The sequence below is a fragment of the Streptomyces sp. NPDC058470 genome, from assembly GCF_042721055.1.
GTDB lineage: Bacteria > Actinomycetota > Actinomycetes > Streptomycetales > Streptomycetaceae > Streptomyces.
This window is the reverse complement of record NZ_JBHXMF010000013.1, coordinates 80,911-98,810: the sequence shown is the minus strand read 5'-3', so window position 1 is coordinate 98,810 and position 17,900 is coordinate 80,911. Positions and strand designations below refer to the sequence as shown.

General features: G+C 71.1%; 16 protein-coding genes. 3 read left to right on the top strand and 13 right to left on the bottom strand.

Annotated elements, in window-relative coordinates; translation table 11 throughout:
• Window positions 1-124: 124 nt before the first annotated feature.
• Window positions 125-382 carry a hypothetical protein gene (locus tag ACFWP7_RS12210; RefSeq protein WP_384380098.1) on the top strand — a complete coding sequence of 86 codons (258 nt, stop codon included), beginning with the start codon at window positions 125-127 and terminating at the stop codon, window positions 380-382.
• Window positions 383-408: 26 nt separating this feature from the next.
• Here the strand turns inward: ACFWP7_RS12210 and ACFWP7_RS12205 are convergent, their stop codons facing one another.
• From ACFWP7_RS12205 to infC, 10 genes are all read right to left on the bottom strand, one after another.
• On the bottom strand, window positions 409-954 hold the full coding sequence (locus ACFWP7_RS12205) for an NUDIX hydrolase (RefSeq protein WP_384380095.1): 546 nt from the start codon (window positions 952-954) through the stop codon (window positions 409-411).
• Between the two features lie 120 nt (window positions 955-1,074).
• Entirely contained in the window at window positions 1,075-2,415 is a 1,341-nt protein-coding gene (locus tag ACFWP7_RS12200) for a transcriptional regulator (protein WP_384380092.1), read from the bottom strand.
• Between the two features lie 331 nt (window positions 2,416-2,746).
• Complete coding sequence (locus tag ACFWP7_RS12195; RefSeq protein WP_384380251.1) at window positions 2,747-3,724, bottom strand: PP2C family protein-serine/threonine phosphatase; 978 nt, start codon at window positions 3,722-3,724, stop codon at window positions 2,747-2,749.
• A gap of 462 nt (window positions 3,725-4,186) precedes the next feature.
• Window positions 4,187-6,724 (bottom strand): phenylalanine--tRNA ligase subunit beta, encoded by a 2,538-nt coding sequence (gene pheT / locus ACFWP7_RS12190; protein ID WP_384380089.1) that lies wholly within the window; start codon window positions 6,722-6,724, stop codon window positions 4,187-4,189.
• Window positions 6,724-7,851, bottom strand: a complete 1,128-nt coding sequence (gene pheS / locus ACFWP7_RS12185) for a phenylalanine--tRNA ligase subunit alpha (RefSeq protein ID WP_384380086.1) — start codon at window positions 7,849-7,851, stop codon at window positions 6,724-6,726. The genes pheT and pheS overlap by 1 nt, the downstream gene beginning before the upstream one ends.
• Before the next feature lie 161 nt (window positions 7,852-8,012).
• Window positions 8,013-9,227 (bottom strand): ATP-binding protein, encoded by a 1,215-nt coding sequence (locus ACFWP7_RS12180; protein WP_384380083.1) that lies wholly within the window; start codon window positions 9,225-9,227, stop codon window positions 8,013-8,015.
• Window positions 9,228-9,277: 50 nt separating this feature from the next.
• Complete coding sequence (locus tag ACFWP7_RS12175; RefSeq protein WP_384380080.1) at window positions 9,278-10,135, bottom strand: TrmH family RNA methyltransferase; 858 nt, start codon at window positions 10,133-10,135, stop codon at window positions 9,278-9,280.
• 546 nt (window positions 10,136-10,681) lie between these two features.
• The gene (gene rplT, locus ACFWP7_RS12170; protein WP_365434577.1) at window positions 10,682-11,065 is read right to left on the bottom strand and encodes a 50S ribosomal protein L20; all 384 of its coding nucleotides are present in this window, start codon (window positions 11,063-11,065) and stop codon (window positions 10,682-10,684) included.
• Window positions 11,066-11,175: 110 nt separating this feature from the next.
• Window positions 11,176-11,370, bottom strand: a complete 195-nt coding sequence (gene rpmI, locus ACFWP7_RS12165) for a 50S ribosomal protein L35 (protein ID WP_161700734.1) — start codon at window positions 11,368-11,370, stop codon at window positions 11,176-11,178.
• Between the two features lie 152 nt (window positions 11,371-11,522).
• A complete protein-coding gene (gene infC, locus ACFWP7_RS12160; RefSeq protein WP_384380248.1) occupies window positions 11,523-12,251 on the bottom strand; it encodes a translation initiation factor IF-3 in 729 nt (242 codons plus the stop codon).
• A gap of 370 nt (window positions 12,252-12,621) precedes the next feature.
• Here infC and ACFWP7_RS12155 point away from each other — a divergent pair, with 370 nt between their 5' ends.
• A complete protein-coding gene (locus ACFWP7_RS12155) occupies window positions 12,622-12,987 on the top strand; it encodes a DUF1844 domain-containing protein (RefSeq protein WP_384380075.1) in 366 nt (121 codons plus the stop codon).
• 40 nt (window positions 12,988-13,027) lie between these two features.
• Here ACFWP7_RS12155 and ACFWP7_RS12150 read toward each other — a convergent pair whose 3' ends face one another.
• Window positions 13,028-13,762, bottom strand: a complete 735-nt coding sequence (locus ACFWP7_RS12150; protein ID WP_384380072.1) for an SseB family protein — start codon at window positions 13,760-13,762, stop codon at window positions 13,028-13,030.
• A gap of 149 nt (window positions 13,763-13,911) precedes the next feature.
• Between ACFWP7_RS12150 and ACFWP7_RS12145 the strand changes: the two genes are divergently transcribed.
• Window positions 13,912-14,895 carry a serine hydrolase gene (locus tag ACFWP7_RS12145; protein ID WP_384380069.1) on the top strand — a complete coding sequence of 328 codons (984 nt, stop codon included), beginning with the start codon at window positions 13,912-13,914 and terminating at the stop codon, window positions 14,893-14,895.
• Between the two features lie 43 nt (window positions 14,896-14,938).
• Here the strand turns inward: ACFWP7_RS12145 and mycP are convergent, their stop codons facing one another.
• Window positions 14,939-16,135 (bottom strand): type VII secretion-associated serine protease mycosin, encoded by a 1,197-nt coding sequence (gene mycP, locus ACFWP7_RS12140; RefSeq protein ID WP_384380066.1) that lies wholly within the window; start codon window positions 16,133-16,135, stop codon window positions 14,939-14,941.
• Window positions 16,132-17,520, bottom strand: a complete 1,389-nt coding sequence (locus tag ACFWP7_RS12135; protein WP_384380063.1) for a hypothetical protein — start codon at window positions 17,518-17,520, stop codon at window positions 16,132-16,134. Before ACFWP7_RS12135 ends, mycP begins: the two co-directional genes overlap by 4 nt.
• Between the last annotated feature and the right edge of the window lie 380 nt (window positions 17,521-17,900).

Below are 17,900 nucleotides of genomic sequence, written 5' to 3'. Positions count from 1 at the left end.
TCACACGCCGTGTGCGCACCGGGCCCGCATATGCCGCTCGCACACGCTCCCCACGCACCCACCAGGCGAGTTGACTTTCCGTGCGCAAGTAAAGGCTGTGACGACTACGGAAAGGAGCCGACTCGTGACCGCCAACCCCGAGCATCCCGTGGCACCGAGGGAACTCGCCGAGTTACGCCAGTCCATCGAGGTGGGTCTCACCCGCATCGAGGGCGGACTGGCGCTACTCACTCAGCGCGACGACCAGGCCGCCAAGGATCTCGACGACCTGAGCGCACGGATCGTCGCCCTGGAACACACCCGCTGGCCACTGCCCACCCTCGCGGTCGTCGCGGCCGTGGGCGCACTGGCCGTGGCGGTCTGGCAGGCTCTGGGCCACTAGGTCCCCGGACGCCGTGGGGGGATGGATCAGGGCAACGCGTCCTGCCCGAGCCTGAGATGGTGCAGAAGGAGCAGTGCGGCAGCCATGTTGGCGGCCGGGACCTCGCCGCGGGCGACCATGTCGGGGACGAGTTTGAGGGGAACCCATTCCCGACGGTCGGACTCGAAGTCGTCCACGGGGTGGCCGATGTACGCGCCTTCGTCGGCCCAGAAGATGTGGTGCCGGGCGTCGGTGAGCCCGTTGGAGGGCTCGACGCTCATCAGATGGCGCAGAGGTCCTGGTCGCCAGCCGGTCTCCTCCTCCAGTTCGCGGGCGGCCGCGACGGCGATGTCCTCGCCGTCCTCGACGACGCCCGCCGCGAGCTCCCATCCCCAGCTGTCGGTGATGAATCGGTGCCGCCACAGGAGCAGCACCTCATTGGCCGCGTTCACCACGGTCGCCACGGCCACGGGGCGCAGCCGTATCAAGAAGTGATCGAGGTGCCGGCCGTCCGGCAGCTCAACGTCTGCGAGATTGACGCTGAACCAGCGGTTTTCATACACAGTTTGTTCGTTCTGTTTCGTCCACTGCACGGTTCTGCCACCTTCCGCCGAATAGATGGCAATATGGCAGCAGGAACGTTCTGACAGCAGGCGCACAGCGGCACACGGTTCGGCAGCGGGTCGGCTGCGGGTCGATGTTCGGTCGGTGTTCTACAGCGGTACGCGCAGTGCCCCGTCGATGAGTTCCGCGGCCTCGGAGGTGCCCGCGCATCCACTGGCCACCAGGTGCTCGCGCACCGCGCGCAGTCTGTCGCGCAGCCGCTGGGACTCCATCCCCCGGGCCTGTTCGGCCATTTGGAGTGCGGTGGCGACCGCCTTGTCGGCGTTGCCCTGGCGCAGTTCGATCTGGCTGAGCACGGCGAGCCGGTGCACCCGTCCCCGGTCGTGGGCGGGGTTGTCGACGGCGGCCACGGCGTGCTCGTCCGCCGCCATCAGGTCGCCGAGGCTGAGCAGCGCCTCCGCCACTTGTACGTTGACCAGGCCCGGCTGGACATAGCCGGTCTCATCGGGCTCGTAACCACGCCGGATACGCTCGGCGGCCTGCTCGGCACGCCGGATGCAGGACAGTGCGCTGCTGCCGTCGCCGAGGTGTGCGTACGCCTTGGCCTGCATCGCGTAGAGGTCGGAGGCGAGCGCCGGAGTGATCTGCCGCCCCGCGGCGCGCAGCGCGGCCTCGGCGAAGGCGACGGCCTGCCGGTGCTCCCGCATGAACAGCGACTGGTTGACCAGGAGGGCTATGACGTACGCCCCAAGTCCCCGGTCCCCGCTGGCCTTTGCCAGGCGCAGCGCCTGGTGGAAGTACCGCTGGGCGAGGCCGTGCGCGTCGGAGTCGTAGGCGCAGATGCCCGCGATGGCCACCAATCCGCCGGTCGCGCGGTGGAGTTGGCGTCCGGTGGAGTCGGTGTAGCTGCCGCGCAGCAACGGCGCCGTCTCGGAGTTGAGGAAGCCGACGATTCGGGTGCGGGTCGCGACGCCGCCCGCCTTGCGGTACATCTGCTCGTAGTGGGCGCGTGCCGCGCGGAGCATCTCGATGTCGGCCATGCTCACTTGATGGCGTCCGCCGCGCGAGACGTCCACGTCCTCGGGCGGGTTCTCCCACTCCCACACCGGCATCACGGCGGGTGTTCCGGTAACGGCCGGTGCGCCGAGGATGTGCGGGCGCTGCTGTTCGTCGGAGCGCCAAAGGGCGGTGGCCCGTTCGACGAAGCCGGAGAGCGAGGTGCCGTGCGGGGCGGCCGGCTCGCCGGGGACTCCGAGACCGATGTCGTCGAGCGTGACGGGCCGGTGGAGTCTGCCCGCAAGCACTTCGCAGATCAGGTCGGGCACCTGGCCGCGTGGCCGCTGCCCCTTCAACCACCGCGCGACGGCGGTGTGTTCGTACCTGAGCGCGAGTCCGCGCGCTCTCCCTGCCTGGTTGACGTGAGCGGCGAGTCCCGCGTGCGAGATGCCCGCCTCGTCGAGAATCGCGTCGAGCAGAGTATTGGGCTGCATAGGAGGCCCCCCGGGTGGCTCGGTGCCGACCGTGTCGTAAGAGTAGTAGGTCCCGTTTCACACGGGGTGTGAACGGAGTGCTCGCATCCGGGCAGTACACGCGCTGTCGCAGAGCGTTCCCGGCCGGTTGACTGAGATGCCTCGCAAGAGGCCGGCCGGGCCGCCGGCTCCCCCTCGTACAGTGCGGCGGCCCGATCCCGCGCCGTCCGCCCAGCTGCCTGCCCGACACTCCGTGGCGGGGCGGACGGCGGCACTCCGTTGGTTTCGCCGGAGCGCTGCCGGTGCGTCGTGGTTGGTCGCGCAGTTCGTCGTGCCCCTGAAAAGCCTGCGCTCACGTGACGTGATGGGCCACCGGGTGAGATTTTTGCGCCGGTACTCGTTTGCGGTCGTTGCGGAGGACGAGCAGCGCCATGTCGTCCGTCGGCATCCCGCCCGTGTGGCTCAGGACTTGGCCGAACACCGCGCTCAGGACGGACTGCGGTGAGAGCGGCTGGACGCGGACGGCGTCGGTGAGCGCGGCCCGCAGGGGGAAGAACCTGCCCTGTGCGTCACGCGCGTCCTCGACTCCGTCGGTGTGCAGGAAGAGCCCCTCGCCTGGCAGCAGTTGGCCGTGGCGCAACACGGGCAGCTCGGCCGGGAGGGGGAACGGCCCGAGCGGGGGCAGGGGTTCGGCGCAGGACAGTCGCTCGACCCGGCCGCGCACACCGGTCGGCTCGGCATGGCCGCGCAGCAGATAGGGCCACGGATGACCGCAGTTGACGGCGTACAGTGCGCCGTCGCAGCGGATCTCCAGAAGCAGCAGGGTGACGAACTCCTCGGCGACCGGGCTGTCGGGGTCGAGGCCGGACGAGGGGTGCTCGGCGCAGGCCCGCTCCCGCAGATGCCGGGTCAGCGCCCGCTCAAGTCTTCTCAGTACGCAGCCCAGTTCGGGCTCGTCGTGCGCGGCCTCGCGGAAGCTGCCGAGGACGGCGGCGACGGTTCCGATGGCCCCGAGACCGTGCCCGCGGACGTCACCCATGACGACCCGCACACCGTGTTCGGTGGCGATCACCTCGTACAGATCACCGCCGATGCTCGCACCGCGATCCGCGGAGAGCTGTGCCGCGGCGACGTTCAGCCCGTCGATCCGTGGGGGCAGCGGTCGCAGCAGCACGCTCTGGGCGGCGCCCGCGACCTTGCGGATCTGCCGGAGCTCGCGCAGCAGCGCCGTTCTGACGTGGAGTATCAGCCCCGTGCCGACCGCGAAGAAGACGGCGCAGGTGACGATGCGGGCACAGAACCCGTTCTGCTGGGCGAGCGGGCAGGCCATCTTGTAGGTGATCGCCGTCGCGCCCCAGACCGTGGGCAGCCCCAAGCCCAGTGCCCGCCGCAGCGGCTGCCGGTCGGCCCCGCGGACCGCCCGGCCGAGTCCCACCCGAAGGCCACGCCTTCTGACCGACCGGGGTCTTCTTGCGCGCACCGCCCGGGCGAGCCCGGACCGCAGACCGTTTCCCCGGCCGACCACGGGGAGGACCGCCCGGGCCAGCACCCGCGCATGCGTACGGGGCGTCGCCCTGTAGGGAGCCCCACCAGCCTTGATATGGTTCATGCCGATTGGCCCCCCAATAGGCCCTGACAGCGCAGAGGGCCTCCGCGAGGCCGGTCCGATTCTGTCGACCGCATGGACCGATCGGGCCAGATCGCCCAGCCTTGTCACCCGAAGGAGTGAGGGGCACATCCAGTGCCACGGATGTACCCCTCAGCTGCCCTCAGCCGGCCTGTCAGCCGTCCACTACACCCCGCGCAGGACCGCCCCGGTCCGCTCACCCGCGAGGGCCACCGCCGCGTCCCGGGCCTCGGAGGCCTCGTCGACCGTCAGGGTCCGGTCGGCGGCGCGGAAGCGCAGCGCGTAGGCCAGCGACTTCTTGCCCTCGCCGAGTTGCTCGGCGTTCTCGTAGACGTCGAACAGCCGGATGGACTCCAGCAGTTCACCCGCGCCCTCGCGCAACGCCGCCTCGACGTCCACGTGGGGCACGGACCGGTCGACGACCAGGGCGACGTCCTGGGTCGCCACCGGGAAGGTGGAGATCTTCGGGCCCTTCGGGACGCCCGAGCTCGCCTGCTCCAGCGCGTCCAGGTCCAGCTCCATCGCACTGGTGCGCGCGGGCAGACCCAGGGTTTTCAGGACGCCGGGGTGCAGCTCACCGGCGTACCCGATGACCGTTTCCGCACCGTCGACGACGACGGCCAGCTCGGCACAGCGGCCCGGGTGCCACGGCCCGTACTGCCCGCCGCGGACCAGGAGTTCGGTCCCCGCCTCGCGGGCCAGCGAGCGAGCTGCCTCGATCGCGTCGGCCCAGTCGGCCGGGCGGCCCTTGCCCCACCAGCCGGCCTGCTCGCGGGCGCCCGTGAGGACGACGGCGGCGTGCCGGGGCTGGGCGGGGAGCGCGGCGGTGAGCGACGCGATCTCCTCGTCGGTGGGACGGCGGTCGACGGGCAACCGACCGGCGACGCGCAGCTGCTCGCGCGGGTGGAAGACCAGGCCGGTCTCGAAGAGCGCGAGGTCGTGGCTGCCGCGTCCGTCGTTGCGGCGCAGCGCGCCGAGCAGGCCCGGCAGCAGCGTCGTACGGAGCGCGGGCTCCTCGTCGGAGAGCGGGTTGACCAGCTTGACGACCTTGCGCTTCGGGTCGTCGGCGGCCAGCGCGAGCTGATCGAAGACGTGCTCTCCGATGAAGGGGTGATTCGGCGCCTCGACGTATCCGGCACCGGCGAGCGCGCGGCCGACACGGCGGTGCAGCCGCTGCCTGTCGGTCAGGCCGAGGCCCGCCGGGGGCTTCGGCAGGGTGGAGGGCAGGTTCTCGTAGCCCTCGAGGCGGATGACCTCCTCCGCCAGGTCGTTCGGGTCCGTCAGGTCGGGCCGCCAGGACGGCACGGTGACGATCAGCTCGTCCTGCCCGTACACGTCGCAGCCGACCTGCTGGAGACGGCGTACGACGGTCTCGCGGCCGTAGTCGACACCGGCCACCTTGTCCGGGTGGTTCGCCGGGATGGTGATGGTGTGCGGCGCGGAGGGCGAGATGACCTCGGTGACGCCGGCGTCGGCGGAGCCGCCCGCGAGGATCACGAGCAGGTCGACGGTCCGCTGGGCCGCGGCGGACGCGGCCTGCGGGTCGACGCCGCGCTCGAAGCGCTTGGACGCCTCGGAGGCCAGCTTGTGCCGGCGGGCGGTGCGGGCGACGGAGAGCGCGCTGAAGTGCGCCGCCTCGATGACGACCTCGGTGGTGGTGCCCATGGCGTCGTCGATCTCGGTGTTCGCGCCGCCCATGACGCCCGCGAGGCCGATGGGGCCGCGGTCGTCGGTGATCACCAGGTCCTCTGCGTCCAGCGTGCGCTTGACGCCGTCGAGCGTCGTGAACTTCTCGCCCTGCTCGGCCCGGCGCACACCGATCGCGCCCTGGACACGGGTGCGGTCGTACGCGTGCAGGGGCTGACCGAGCTCCAGCATCACGTAGTTGGTGATGTCGACGGCGAGCGAGATCGGGCGCATGCCCGCCTTCTGGAGGCGGCGGCGCAGCCAGATCGGGGAGCGGGCCTCGGGGTCGAGACCCGTGACCGTACGCGCGGTGAAGCGGTCGCAGCCGAACGGGTCGGACACCTGTACCGGGTGCCCGAACGCGTTCGGCGCCGGTACGTCGAGCAGCGCCGGGTCGCGCAGCGGCAGGCCGTAGGCGATGGCGGCCTCGCGGGCCACCCCGCGCAGCGAGAGCGCGTAACCGCGGTCGGGTGTGACGGCGATGTCGAGAACCTCGTCGACGAGCTGGAGCAGCTCGATCGCGTCGGTGCCCACCTCGGCCTCCGGCGGCAGGACGATGATGCCGCCGCTGCCGTCGTCGCCCATGCCCAGCTCGTCGCCGGAGCAGATCATGCCGTGCGAGGTCCTGCCGTACGTCTTGCGCGCGGCGATCGCGAAGTTGCCGGGCAGGACGGCGCCCGGCAGGACCACGACGACCTTGTCGCCGACGGCGAAGTTGCGGGCGCCGCAGACGATCTCCTGGGGCTCACCGGTGCCTCCCCCAGAGCCGAAAGCCTGGGAGGTGCCCCCAGCGGTGCCGACGTCGACCAGACAGAAGCGGATGGGCTTCTTGAAGCCCTCCAGCTCCTCGATGGACTGCACCTGGCCGACGACCAGGGGGCCCTTGAGGTCGGCGCCGAGCTGCTCGACCGTCTCGACCTCGAGTCCGGCGGAAATGAGCTTGGCCTGGACGTCGCGCCCGGTCTCCGTCGCCGGCAGGTCGACGTACTCCCGCAGCCAAGAAAGCGGGACCCGCATCAGATCTCCATCCCGAACGGCCGGGTGAACCGGACGTCACCCTCGACCATGTCTCGCATGTCTTCGACGTTGTGGCGGAACATCAGCATCCGCTCGATGCCGAACCCGAAGGCGAATCCGCTGTACTTCTCGGGGTCGACACCGCAGGCGATCAGCACCCGCGGGTTGACCATGCCGCAGCCGCCCAGCTCGATCCAGCCCTCGGACGAGCAGGTCCGGCAGGGGCGGTCGGGGTTGCCGACGGACTCGCCCTTGCAGACGTAGCAGAGCATGTCCATCTCGGCGGACGGCTCGGTGAAGGGGAAGTAGTTCGGGCGCAGCCGGGTCTTCATGTCGGCGCCGAAGAGCGACTGGACCATGTGGTCCAGAGTGCCCTTGAGGTCGGCCATGGTCAGGCCCTCGTCGATGGCGAGGAGCTCGATCTGGTGGAAGACCGGGGTGTGCGTGGCGTCCAGCTCGTCGGTTCGGTAGACGCGGCCGGGGCACACGATGTAGACCGGCGGCTCACGGTCGAGCATGGCGCGGGCCTGCACCGGTGAGGTGTGCGTGCGCAGTACGACACCGGACTCGTCGCCCTCGGTCCCCTTCGGCCCCTGGACGAAGAAGGTGTCCTGCATCTGCCGGGCCGGATGGTCGGGCGTGAAGTTGAGGGCGTCGAAGTTGAACCACTCCGCCTCGACCTCGGGGCCCTCGGCGATCTCGTATCCCATGGACACGAAGACGTCCGCGACCCGCTCCATCATGGTGGTCAGCGGGTGCCGGGCGCCGGCCGGTACACGGTCGTACGGCAGCGTGACGTCCACCGCCTCCTCGACCAGTACCCGGGCGTCGCGGTCGGCCTCCAGCTCGGCCTGACGGGTGGCGAGCGCCTTGTTCACCGCGCCGCGGGCCTGGCCGACGAGTTTGCCTGCGGCGGCCTTGGCGTGCGGGGGCAGGGCGCCGATCTCGCGGTTGGCGAGGGCCAGCGGGGAGGTGCCGCCGGTGTGGGCGACCTTGGCCTCCTGGAGCGCGTCGAGGTCACCGGCGGCCGCGAAGGCGGCGAGCGCCTCGTCCCGCATGCGCTCGATCTCTTCCGGTTTCAAGGCCTCGACCTCTACAGGGTCGTACGACTTATTCGGTGCCGACATCTCTTCCCGTGCTTCCGGTTGGCTGGCTGGGGTCCCCGTCTACGACTCGGAGACGCTGCGTCTCTGAAATCTCGTCCCTGAAATGGAGACGCAAAGGTGCCAGAGGCCGAGTCTAACGGGGGGTGAAGTGTACGAATGCGCCCGTGGGTCCTCGCTCGGCGTTACAGCAGATACGCCGGGGTGCCCACGGGCAACGTAAATCGGAACTCGGCGCCGCCGCCGGGGGCGCGGCCGACCGTGATGGTGCCGCCGTGGGCCTCGACGATGCCCTTGACGATGTACAGCCCGAGGCCCGTCCCGCCGCGCTTGCTGCCCCGCCAGAAGCGGGTGAAGACGCGGTTCATGGACTCCTCCGGGATGCCGGTGCCCTCGTCGCTCACCGTGACCGATGTGGCCTCGTTCCTGCCGTCCTCCCCTTCGCGTGGGGAGGCCGAGGGCGTGACATCGATCGTGACGGTTCCCTCGCCGTGGCGCACCGCATTTTCGATCAGGTTGCTGAGCACCTGGTCGACCTTGTCGGGGTCGGCCCAGAGGGCGGGCAGCGGATGCTCGATGCGCACCAGGAAACGGTCGGCCGACTGGCCGGAGGCGACATAGGCCTGGATGTGGCGGCCGACCGCGGCGCCCATGTCGACGGGCTGGCGGCGCACTTCGAGCCGGCCGGAGTCGATCCGTGAGATGTCGAGCAGCTCGGCGATGAGCCGGGTGACCCGGTTGGCGTCGGCGTCGACGGTCTCCAGCATGAGCTTCTTCTGGTCGTCCGTGAACCGTTCCCACTTGGCCAGCAGCGTGGCCGTGAAGCCCTTGACCGAGGTGAGCGGCGAGCGCAGTTCGTGGGCGACGGTGGCGATGAGCTCGGCGTGGCTGCGCTCGGTGCGGCGGCGGGCCTCGGTGTCGCGCAGGGAGACGACGACGCGGTGGACCGGGCCGGTGGGACGCGTGCGCACGTACCGCGCGGACACGAGCACCTCGCGCCCGCCGGGGAGCAGCAGATTCCGCTCGGGCTGTCCGACCCGGATGGCGAGACCGCCGTACGGGTCGGTCACCTGCCACCATCTGCGCCCTTCGAGGTCCTCTAAGGGCAGCGCCCATTCGAGCGGGTGCCCGAGCGCGTCGGCGGCGGACACGGCGGCGATTCGGGCGGCGGCGGCGTTGAAGCAGATCACCCGGCCGCGCTCGTCGGCGACGACGAGTCCGTCGGGAAGGTCGTCGGGGTCGATGCCGAGACCGGCTCCGAGGCCGGCGAGGAGCCCGGCTCCGTGAGCGGCTTCCTGCTCGGCTCCGAGTTCGGCGGCGTCACCGCGCCGGGACGCGGGTGTACCGCGCACGTCCCGTGCTCGCGGTGCCTTGTGCGCACCACTCGTGCCGACACTCATCCCCGTCTCCCACCTCTCATCCGGCAGTGGGCCCCGAGCAGGTCACCCTACTAGCTCTCGGTGACGGAGCGGCACCCTCCGGAGCCGCGCTGTGCACGGGCGGACGCGTAGAGACATACGGCCGCAGCGGTGGCGAGGTTCAGGCTCTCGGCCTTTCCGTGGATGGGTACGCGCACGACGGCGTCGGCCAGCGCGCGCGTCTCCTCCGGAAGCCCCCACGCCTCGTTACCGAACACCCAGGCGGTCGGGCCGCCCATGGTGCCCTTGTCCAGCTCGTCGTCGAGGTCGGCCGCCCCGACGCCGTCGGCCGCGAGGATCCGTACACCGGCGTCCTTGAGCCCCTGTACGGCCCGCTCGACGGGCACGCCCACGGCGACGGGCAGATGGAACAAGGACCCCACCGAGGCCCGTACGGCCTTGGGGTTGTAGAGATCCACGGACGCGTCGGTGAGTACGACGGCGTCGGCACCGGCGGCGTCCGCGCAGCGCAGCACGGTGCCGGCGTTCCCGGGGTCGCGCACGTGCGCGAGTACGGCGACGAGCCTGGGCCTCTCCTTCAGGATCTCCTCGAAGGGCGTGTCCAGGAAGCGGCAGATCCCGACGAGCCCCTGCGGTGTGACGGTCGTCGAGATGTCGGCGACGACCTCCTCGGCGGCGAGATGCACCCGCGCGCCGGCGTTCTGGGCGTCCGCGACGATGTCGGCGTACCGCTCCCCGGCCTCGACCGTCGCGAACAGCTCGACAAGGGTCGCGGTCCCCTCGCGGCGATGCGCCGCCGCCTCCCGCACGGCCTGCGGCCCCTCCGCGAGAAACAGCCGCTCCTTCCCCCGGAAGTTCCGCCTGGCCAGCCGCCGCGCGGCAGCCACGCGGGACGAACGTGGGGAGATCAGCTCGGGAGCGAAGGACATGCGGCCACCTTCAGAGGGTTACGGAGGGGTGTTCTCGTCCGCCACGGGGGGCGCCGGCCTCGGCGGAACGGCACCGCCCTCCGCTTCGGGGTGGGGACGGGCCCAGGACGGCGGGGGAGAAACCCGCTTCCCGCTCCCCGCGGTGGGGAGCGGCGGCTTCCGCCGGGCCGGCACCGGCCCTGCGGTGGCTTCCGCCGCGACGGTACCGGGCCCTTGCCGTGGTGTGGTGTGCGCGGCGACGCTGCCGGGCCGTAACGGCGGCTTACGGCGGCGCCGGCTCGACCGCCCCGCGCGCAGCGTGGGAATCAGCGCGCCACGGACGGAGACGGGCCGCGAAGCATGGCCCCGGAGCCCCAGCCCGGGCCTGGGGGCGAGCCCGGCGCTCCTGCTCTCCGGTTCACAGCTCACGCCGACTGCAGGACAGCCGAGCCTTCGCCGAACCCGGAGCAGTTGCCGCAGCCGTAGCCGTAAGCCGTAAGCAAACGGACCCGCAGGCCGTGGCGGCCTGCGGGTCCGATGTACATCCGGCTCAAGCCAGAGCGAGCGTCACGCGGCCTTCGGCGCGTTGACGTCCGACGGCAGCGCCTTCTGCGCGACCTCGACGAGCGCGGCGAACGCGTTGGCGTCGTTGACGGCCAGCTCCGCGAGGATCTTGCGGTCGACCTCGATGTTGGCCGCGTTCAGACCCTGGATGAAGCGGTTGTAGGTGATGCCGTTGGCGCGGGCAGCGGCATTGATGCGCTGGATCCACAGCCGGCGGAAGTCGCCCTTGCGCTTCTTGCGGTCGTTGTAGTTGTAGACCAGGGAGTGGGTGACCTGCTCCTTGGCCTTGCGGTACAGACGCGAACGCTGACCGCGGTAGCCCTTGGCGGCCTCGAGGATCGCCCGGCGCTTCTTGTGGGCGTTGACTGCCCGCTTGACGCGTGCCACTTGTTAACTCCTTGTAGCGGGGCCGTGGTGGGACTCACACGGCCCGAAATCGATGGGGTCCCAGTCCTGACGTACGGCGCGCGGCGATCGAATGATCAGGCGCCGATGCGTCACTTGCCGAGAAGCTTCTTGATCTTCTTGGCGTCGCCCGGGGCCATCTCGGCGTTGCCGCTGAGGCGACGCGTCAGGCGGGACGACTTGTGCTCGAGCAGGTGGCGCTTGCCGGCACGCTCACGGAGCACCTTGCCGGAGCCGGTGATCTTGAAGCGCTTGCTGGCACCGCTGTGCGACTTGTTCTTCGGCATAGCGCCGTTCTCTCCTCGTCAGTGGCGTTCCGGTGCCCGGTCGTGAAACCGGGCACGGTGGAACGTCATATCCATTGCTTGGCATCCCTGGACGGTTGTCCCGGGACTCCCCGGACTCTCGTCCCGGGCTCCCGGGGCGTTCGTCCTGGGATCTAGACCTCGGCGGAAGCCGCGGCCGGAGTCTCGGCGGTCTCGGCGTCGACCTCGTCCGCTTCGTCCACCTCGTCGACCTCGTCCACCTCGGGGATGTCGTCGCCCGCGTGGTTCTGCGACTTGCCCGGGTTGGCCTTCGCTTCGGCCTTGCGAGCCGCCTGGGCCTCACGGGCCTCGGCCATGGCCTCGGTCTTCTTCTTGTGCGGACCGAGAACCATGATCATGTTTCGGCCGTCCTGCTTCGGGTTCGACTCGATGAACCCGAGGTCCTCGACGTCCGTGGCGAGACGCTGCAGCAGTCGGTAGCCGAGTTCCGGCCTGGACTGCTCGCGACCACGGAACATGATCGTGATCTTGACCTTGTCGCCCTGCTTGAGGAACCGGACGACGTGACCCTTTTTGGTGTCGTAGTCGTGCGGGTCGATCTTCGGCCGGAGCTTCATTTCCTTGATGACCGTGTGCGCCTGGTTCTTGCGCGCCTCACGGGCCTTCATGGCCGACTCGTACTTGAACTTCCCGTAGTCCATGAGCTTGCAGACGGGCGGACGAGCGCTCGCCGCCACCTCGACCAGGTCGAGGTCGTACTCCTGCGCAAGCTCCAGGGCCTTGGCAAGCGGAACAATCCCGACCTGCTCGCCGCTGGGACCGACAAGTCGCACCTCGGGAACGCGAATCCGGTCGTTGATGCGGGGCTCGGTGCTGATGGATCCTCCTCGGTAGCACCACACGGCGGTCTGGCGGACCACCGCGTATGTCTCTGATGACAGTTGGACCAACCACCGCGGGACATGAAAAATGCCCCGGACGGGACACAGGCAGGGCTCCAAGGATTACCGGAGCACCGCCACGGTGAACCGCGGGGCGCACATCGGGCGACTCCATCGTCCGTACGGAACGATGGTGGCCGCCTGACCGGGTGACCCGCCGTCCCGGAGGACAGTCAGGTGGGAGATCGGAGCCTCCACTTGTGGGCCGGGCACGCTGACATACTTCTTGGCGCGTCCGACCGGTCGTAACACAAGGTTAGCAGCTAGGACTGAGAAGGGCTAACCGAGGCCAACGGGGGTCGGCCCCCGCCCGGGACCTATCGTGGAGGCCATGAGTGACACCCCTCCCCAGACGCCCGACTACGACACCATGACCCGCGACATCGCCGAGGTCCCCGCGGTCGAGGTGATCGTCACGGTCGCCGTCAATCTGATGAGCGCCGCTGCAGTGAAGCTCGGCCTGGCCCCGCAAGAAGGCGTGGGCGACGAGCACAAGGACCTGGACGAGGCGCGGAAGCTGGTGCACGCGCTGGCCGGGCTGCTCGACGCGAGCACGACCGAGATCAGCTCCTTCCACGCGGCACCGCTGCGCGACGGTCTCAAGTCGCTCCAGCTGGCGTTCCGCGAGGCGTCGATCGTCCCGGACGAGCCGGGCCAGGGCCCGGGCGAGAAGTACACGGGCCCGGTCTACGGCTGACTCACCCGGTCCTCGGCCTTTCCGCCTGTCGACGAGCGACTCACACCTCTCGTACGTACAAGGGCTCGCCCGGCGGCGTCGCCCCGGCCGGCAGAAGTGCCAGGTCGAGGCCGCGCACCAGGCGGGCCCTCAGCGTCTCGTCGGCCGCCAGTCGTTCGGCGATCGCGCGGGCCGTCTCGGCGGGAGACGCGGACCGGCCCAGTACGAGGGCCAGGGTGCCGTCCGCCTGCCCCGGGCCGAGATGCGCGCGGAGCACGGCCGGCTCGGCGGCGACGGCCGCGCGGACGGCCTCGGTGACGGCCGGATCGGCGAGGGGATCCATGTTCGTACGCCCCTCGGCGAGCGCGAGCAGCGCAGGGCCGGTCAGCTCGTACGGCACCGGACCCGCCAGGTCGAGGACGACGGTGTCGGCCTTCTCGTGCGCGGCGGCCTGCAGCGCCTGGTGCAGGGGTACGGCGACGGGGCGGGCCTCGGGATCCCAGCGGGCCAGCGACTCGGTGGAGGTGAAGGCGGGCAGGGCGGTACGGCTCCCGGCCTTCAGGGTCGGCACGGCCATGTCGCTGGTCTTCTCGTGGCGCAGCCCGTTCTCGTCCTCCTCCACCTCGCCGAGCACGGCCACCACCGGCACGAGCAGCCGGGCGCCTCTGAGGGCCTCCAGGACCGGCCCCACGGCGGTGCGGTCCTCGGCCCAGGCGGTGAGCGCCGCGCTCAGCCGGGGATCGGCGGAACCATCGTCGTCGGAGAAGCCGGAGTCGGGAATGTTCTTGTTCGCCACGGTCCCCGACCCTATCGGTGGGATGCAGTTGGGCTTGTGCGGCCCCTGAAACATGGACTTGACGGGTCTCATGGAATTCTCATCCATCCCTGACGCAGATTTCACATGCGTCTAACCGTGGACACAGGCCCGGCACCCAGCATCACGGGATGGACCGTCACAGAGCCAGTCGACGCCGCGCCCGCCCGCCCGGCCGCAGGCCCTTCGTCTACGCCGCGGTGGCTTCCGTCATCCTCGTGGGCGGTACGGCGGCCGGGGCCGTATATATGAAGGCCCAGGCGCACGACGGCGAGGACCTCATATCGTCGTCCTCTCCGGCCTCGCCCTCGCCGAGCGTCAGCGAGGAGGCGTCGGTGGAACCCGTCACGGCACCCACGGTGGACCGGGACGCGCTGCTCGCCGAGGCGTTGAAGTCCGTGACGGTCCCCAGCGGCGCCGAGACCTCGGCGTCCGTCCTCGACGTCGACTCCGGCGAGAGCGCCGCGTACGGCAAGGGCGCCTTCGACACCGCGAGCATCGTCAAGGTCGACATCCTGGCCACGCTGCTGCTCCAGGCCCAGGACGCGGACCGGCGGCTGACGGCGTCGGAGAAGGCCAACGCCACCCTGATGATCGAGAACAGCGACAACACGGCCGCGACCACCCTGTGGAACGCGATCGGCAAGGCGGACGGCCTCGACACCGCGAACAAGACCTTCGGGCTCACGGAGACGGCAGGCGGGGACAGCGCGCTGTGGGGGCTGACACAGACCACGGCGGCCGATCAACTCACCTTGCTGCAGCAGGTGTTCGGGGACGACTCGAAACTCAGCGAGACCTCGCAGACGTACATGCAGGGGCTCATGGGGGAGATAGCCGTCGATCAGCACTGGGGTGTGTCGGCCGCGGCCGACGGTTCCGACTGGGCCCTGAAGAACGGGTGGCTGGCGCGCAGCACAACCGGGCTGTGGGACATCAACAGCATCGGGCGGGTCACCGCCGACGGCCACGACTACCTGGTCGCGGTGCTGTCGAACGGCACCGCGACGCAGGCGAAGGGGATCTCGCTGGTCGAGTCGGTGGCGAAGGCGGCGGTGTCGGTGTTCCAGGACCCAAGCGCCGATCCCACCGTTGCGGCGACGGCCACCGACTAGTTCGTACGAAGGCGTCCGGTTGGTGCGTACGAAAACCGTCCTGTCAGAAGTGGTCGTAGCCGCGCGGTCCTCTGCGGCCGCGCCACAGGACGACCGCCGCGGCGAGCAGCACCGCCCCGAGACCGCCCGCGAGCGGGCCGACCCAGCCGGCGGGATCCGTGTCGTCGTCGGAGGTGTCGGGGCCCGGTCCGAAGTACTCCTGGCTGTACGCCGCCCGCAGCCCCTCGGGCTTGAGCAGGCCGCCTTCCTTGATGGCGGCCGCGGGGTCGATGAAACCGTAGCCGCGTGAGTCGTCACGGCCGCCTGCGGGGGCGTTGCGGGCCGTGTCCTCCAGGAGTTGCTTGATCTGGGCCGGGGAGAGGTCCGGATGGGCCGCCTTGATGAGCGCGACCGCTCCGGAGACGAACGCGGAGGCCGCGCTCGTGCCCCAGCCCTCGTAGTACTTCTCGTCCGGGTCGGCGATGACGACGTCGACACCGGGGGCGCTGACGGTGGCGTACCAGCGGCGGGTGGAGAAGGAGGCGCGGGTGCCGTTGCTGTCGACGGCGGTCGCGGCGATCACGCCCGGGTAGGCCGCGGGGTAGGAGATGTGGTCGCCCTTCTCGCCGCCGTTGCCTGCCGAGGCGACGACGACGGCGCCCTTCTTCAGGGCGTACTGGACGGCCTCGTCCTCGGCGGGTTCGGGGTGGGCGGAGGCGGAGTCGTCGCCCAGGGAGAGGTTGATGACGTCGGCGCCGTGGTCGGCGGCCCAGCGGATGCCGTCGGCGAGGGCGTTGCCGCGGGTGTTGCGGGCCTTCGTGCGGGAGTCGTCGCCGTCTTCGAGGATGACGCGGACGGGGAGGATCTTGGCCTCGGGGGCGATGCCCATGACGCCGTCGGCGTCGTCGAGCCCGTGTCCGTGGCCTGCGATGATCCCCGCCATGGCGGTGCCGTGCCTGGCCCACGCCCGGTCGCCGCGGGCCGCCCCGAAGCCGACCATGTCCTTGCCGGTGAGGACGTTGCCCTCCAGGTCCGGGTGCTGGTCGTCGACGCCGGTGTCGAGGACGGCGACGGTGATCCCCTGGCCCTTGGTGGTCTGCCAGGCCCCTTGGGTGTGCATCGCGTCGAGGGCCCACTGCTGGGCGCGGATGCCGTCGGCGTGGGCGGTGGTGGAGGGGACCAGGGCGAGGGAGGCGGCCAGCAGAACGCTGAGGAGCCCGGCCCTGCGGATCCTTGTGCGGTCTGCCGCCCGGCGGGTCATGACGGCTTCTCCGTGGCCGAGGTGACGGTCTTGCGGAAGCCTCGCTCGACGCGGTCGGCGAGGCCCTGTGCCTCGTGGCCGAGGCCGGCCTGGGCCGGAGCCGTGGTCGCGCCGGGTTCCATGGCGTCCTCGGCGGCCTGCGGGTCGGTGACGGCGCGACCGTCGGCGAAGCCGGAGACGGCGTAGACGACGACGGGGGCGTCGGTGAGGACCGACACCGTCCAGGAGGCACGCTGGTCGTCGCCGAAGCCGGCCGCGACGGTGCCCTCGGCCGCGTACGGGCGGGGCATCAGGTCGGTGCGCCGGTCCAGGCCGTCCTTCTGGAAGCGGGTCTTCAGAGAGGTCATGGCCGTCGCGTCCGCCTTGGTGAACAGCAGGCCGACGGTGGTGACGAGGCTCTGGGTCGCGTCCGTGTACGTGGCGCGCAGCAGGCGCAGGCAGCCCACCGGCGCGAGGGCTTCGCGCAGGGGGGGGTCGAAGGCGTTCGCGCAGTCGGTGTCCGGGGCGACGGCAACCCGCGTCCAGGTGCGGTCGGCGCCGCCCGGTCCGGCGCCCTCGCCCTGCACGGTGGGTGGGAAGAGCTGGTCCACCGGCACGCTGTGCCAGAGCTCGCCGGACGCCACGAACTCGGTCCGCGCGTCAGAGCCGGCCGAGCTTTCCCCGGTCAGCCAACTCCCGGTCACCGCCCCGCCGATGAGGCCGAGCCCCAGCACGACGCAGGCCGCGGCGGCCAGCGCCCGGGGCCGAGTGCGTCCACCATGCGGGCGTACGCGCACGGTGTCGTCGAACGTCTCCGGCTGCCCGAAGGACACGAACGGGCGCTCCACGACCGGGGTTTCCGACGGGGATGCGGGGGCCGGGGGCCGTGCGGGGGTCTCGGCCGGGATGGGCCGGAGCCGCCTGGTGGTCTCCGCGGCGCTCTCCTCGGGCACGGTGGTACGCCGACCCTCACCGGGGGCCGGGGGCGCGTCGGGGAACCGTGCGGAGGCCGCCGGCGGGGGCGGGGACACCGGGCCGGGCCGCCGGGGCGGGCGCAGGCCCGGGAACCGCCGGGTCCCCTCCTCGCGGTGGGGAGCCTCGCCGGGCGACTGCGCCGGCGACGGGGCACGTGTCGCGTCGGGAGTCGGCGGCCGCGCCTCCGCATCGACATCGACATCGGCGGAGAAGTCGAAGAAGTCGAACGACTTGGGCGGCGACGGTACGCGAGGACCGCGCCCTGCGCCCGCGTCCACCCCGGACGACCGGGGGCCGCCGTCGCCCTCCCGGGGCTGCGATTCCGGCTGCTCGGGGGCTGAGCCGATCCCGTTCCCGGCCGAAGTCGGCCCCACCGGCTGCGCCTGCGGTCGGGGCGGGCGCGTCGGGGCATCGGCGGACTGCGAGGGCATCGGACGGCTCCCGTCCGCCGGGGGGCGTCCCCACGGCGGGGTCTGGGTACGGGTGGGCGGCAGGGCGTCCGCCCCGGAAGGCGAGCCTCCAGATGAAGGAACCGACCCCTGCGCAGGGCTGCGTTCCGGGACGGCGGGCCGCCCCGACGACGAGGGCCGACCCGTAGTCCCCGACCCGCCTGACGCCGACGGCAACTGACCCGGCATCGGGAACTGCCCGGCCGCCGGGGGCTGGTTCTGCTTCGCCGACTGACCGGTTGTCGGACGCTGGTCCGGCCTCGCCGACTGACCGGCCGTCGGTGACTGGTCCGGGCTCGGCGGATGGCCGGCCCTCGGGGGCTGGTCCGGCCTCAACGACTGACCGACCGTCGGACGCTGAC

Excerpts from the sequence above, each read along its gene's own strand:
- ACFWP7_RS12200 (WP_384380092.1), bottom strand. The coding sequence starts at position 2,415 with ATGCAGCCCAATACTCTGCTCGACGCGATTCTCGACGAGGCGGGCATC.
- ACFWP7_RS12195 (WP_384380251.1), bottom strand. The coding sequence starts at position 3,724 with ATGGCCTGCCCGCTCGCCCAGCAGAACGGGTTCTGTGCCCGCATCGTC.
- pheT (WP_384380089.1), bottom strand. The coding sequence starts at position 6,724 with ATGCGGGTCCCGCTTTCTTGGCTGCGGGAGTACGTCGACCTGCCGGCG.
- pheS (WP_384380086.1), bottom strand. The coding sequence starts at position 7,851 with ATGTCGGCACCGAATAAGTCGTACGACCCTGTAGAGGTCGAGGCCTTG.
- ACFWP7_RS12180 (WP_384380083.1), bottom strand. The coding sequence starts at position 9,227 with ATGAGTGTCGGCACGAGTGGTGCGCACAAGGCACCGCGAGCACGGGAC.
- ACFWP7_RS12175 (WP_384380080.1), bottom strand. The coding sequence starts at position 10,135 with ATGTCCTTCGCTCCCGAGCTGATCTCCCCACGTTCGTCCCGCGTGGCT.
- rpmI (WP_161700734.1), bottom strand. The coding sequence starts at position 11,370 with ATGCCGAAGAACAAGTCGCACAGCGGTGCCAGCAAGCGCTTCAAGATC.
- ACFWP7_RS12155 (WP_384380075.1), top strand. The coding sequence starts at position 12,622 with ATGAGTGACACCCCTCCCCAGACGCCCGACTACGACACCATGACCCGC.
- ACFWP7_RS12145 (WP_384380069.1), top strand. The coding sequence starts at position 13,912 with ATGGACCGTCACAGAGCCAGTCGACGCCGCGCCCGCCCGCCCGGCCGC.
- mycP (WP_384380066.1), bottom strand. The coding sequence starts at position 16,135 with ATGACCCGCCGGGCGGCAGACCGCACAAGGATCCGCAGGGCCGGGCTC.
- ACFWP7_RS12135 (WP_384380063.1), bottom strand. The coding sequence starts at position 17,520 with ATGCCCTCGCAGTCCGCCGATGCCCCGACGCGCCCGCCCCGACCGCAG.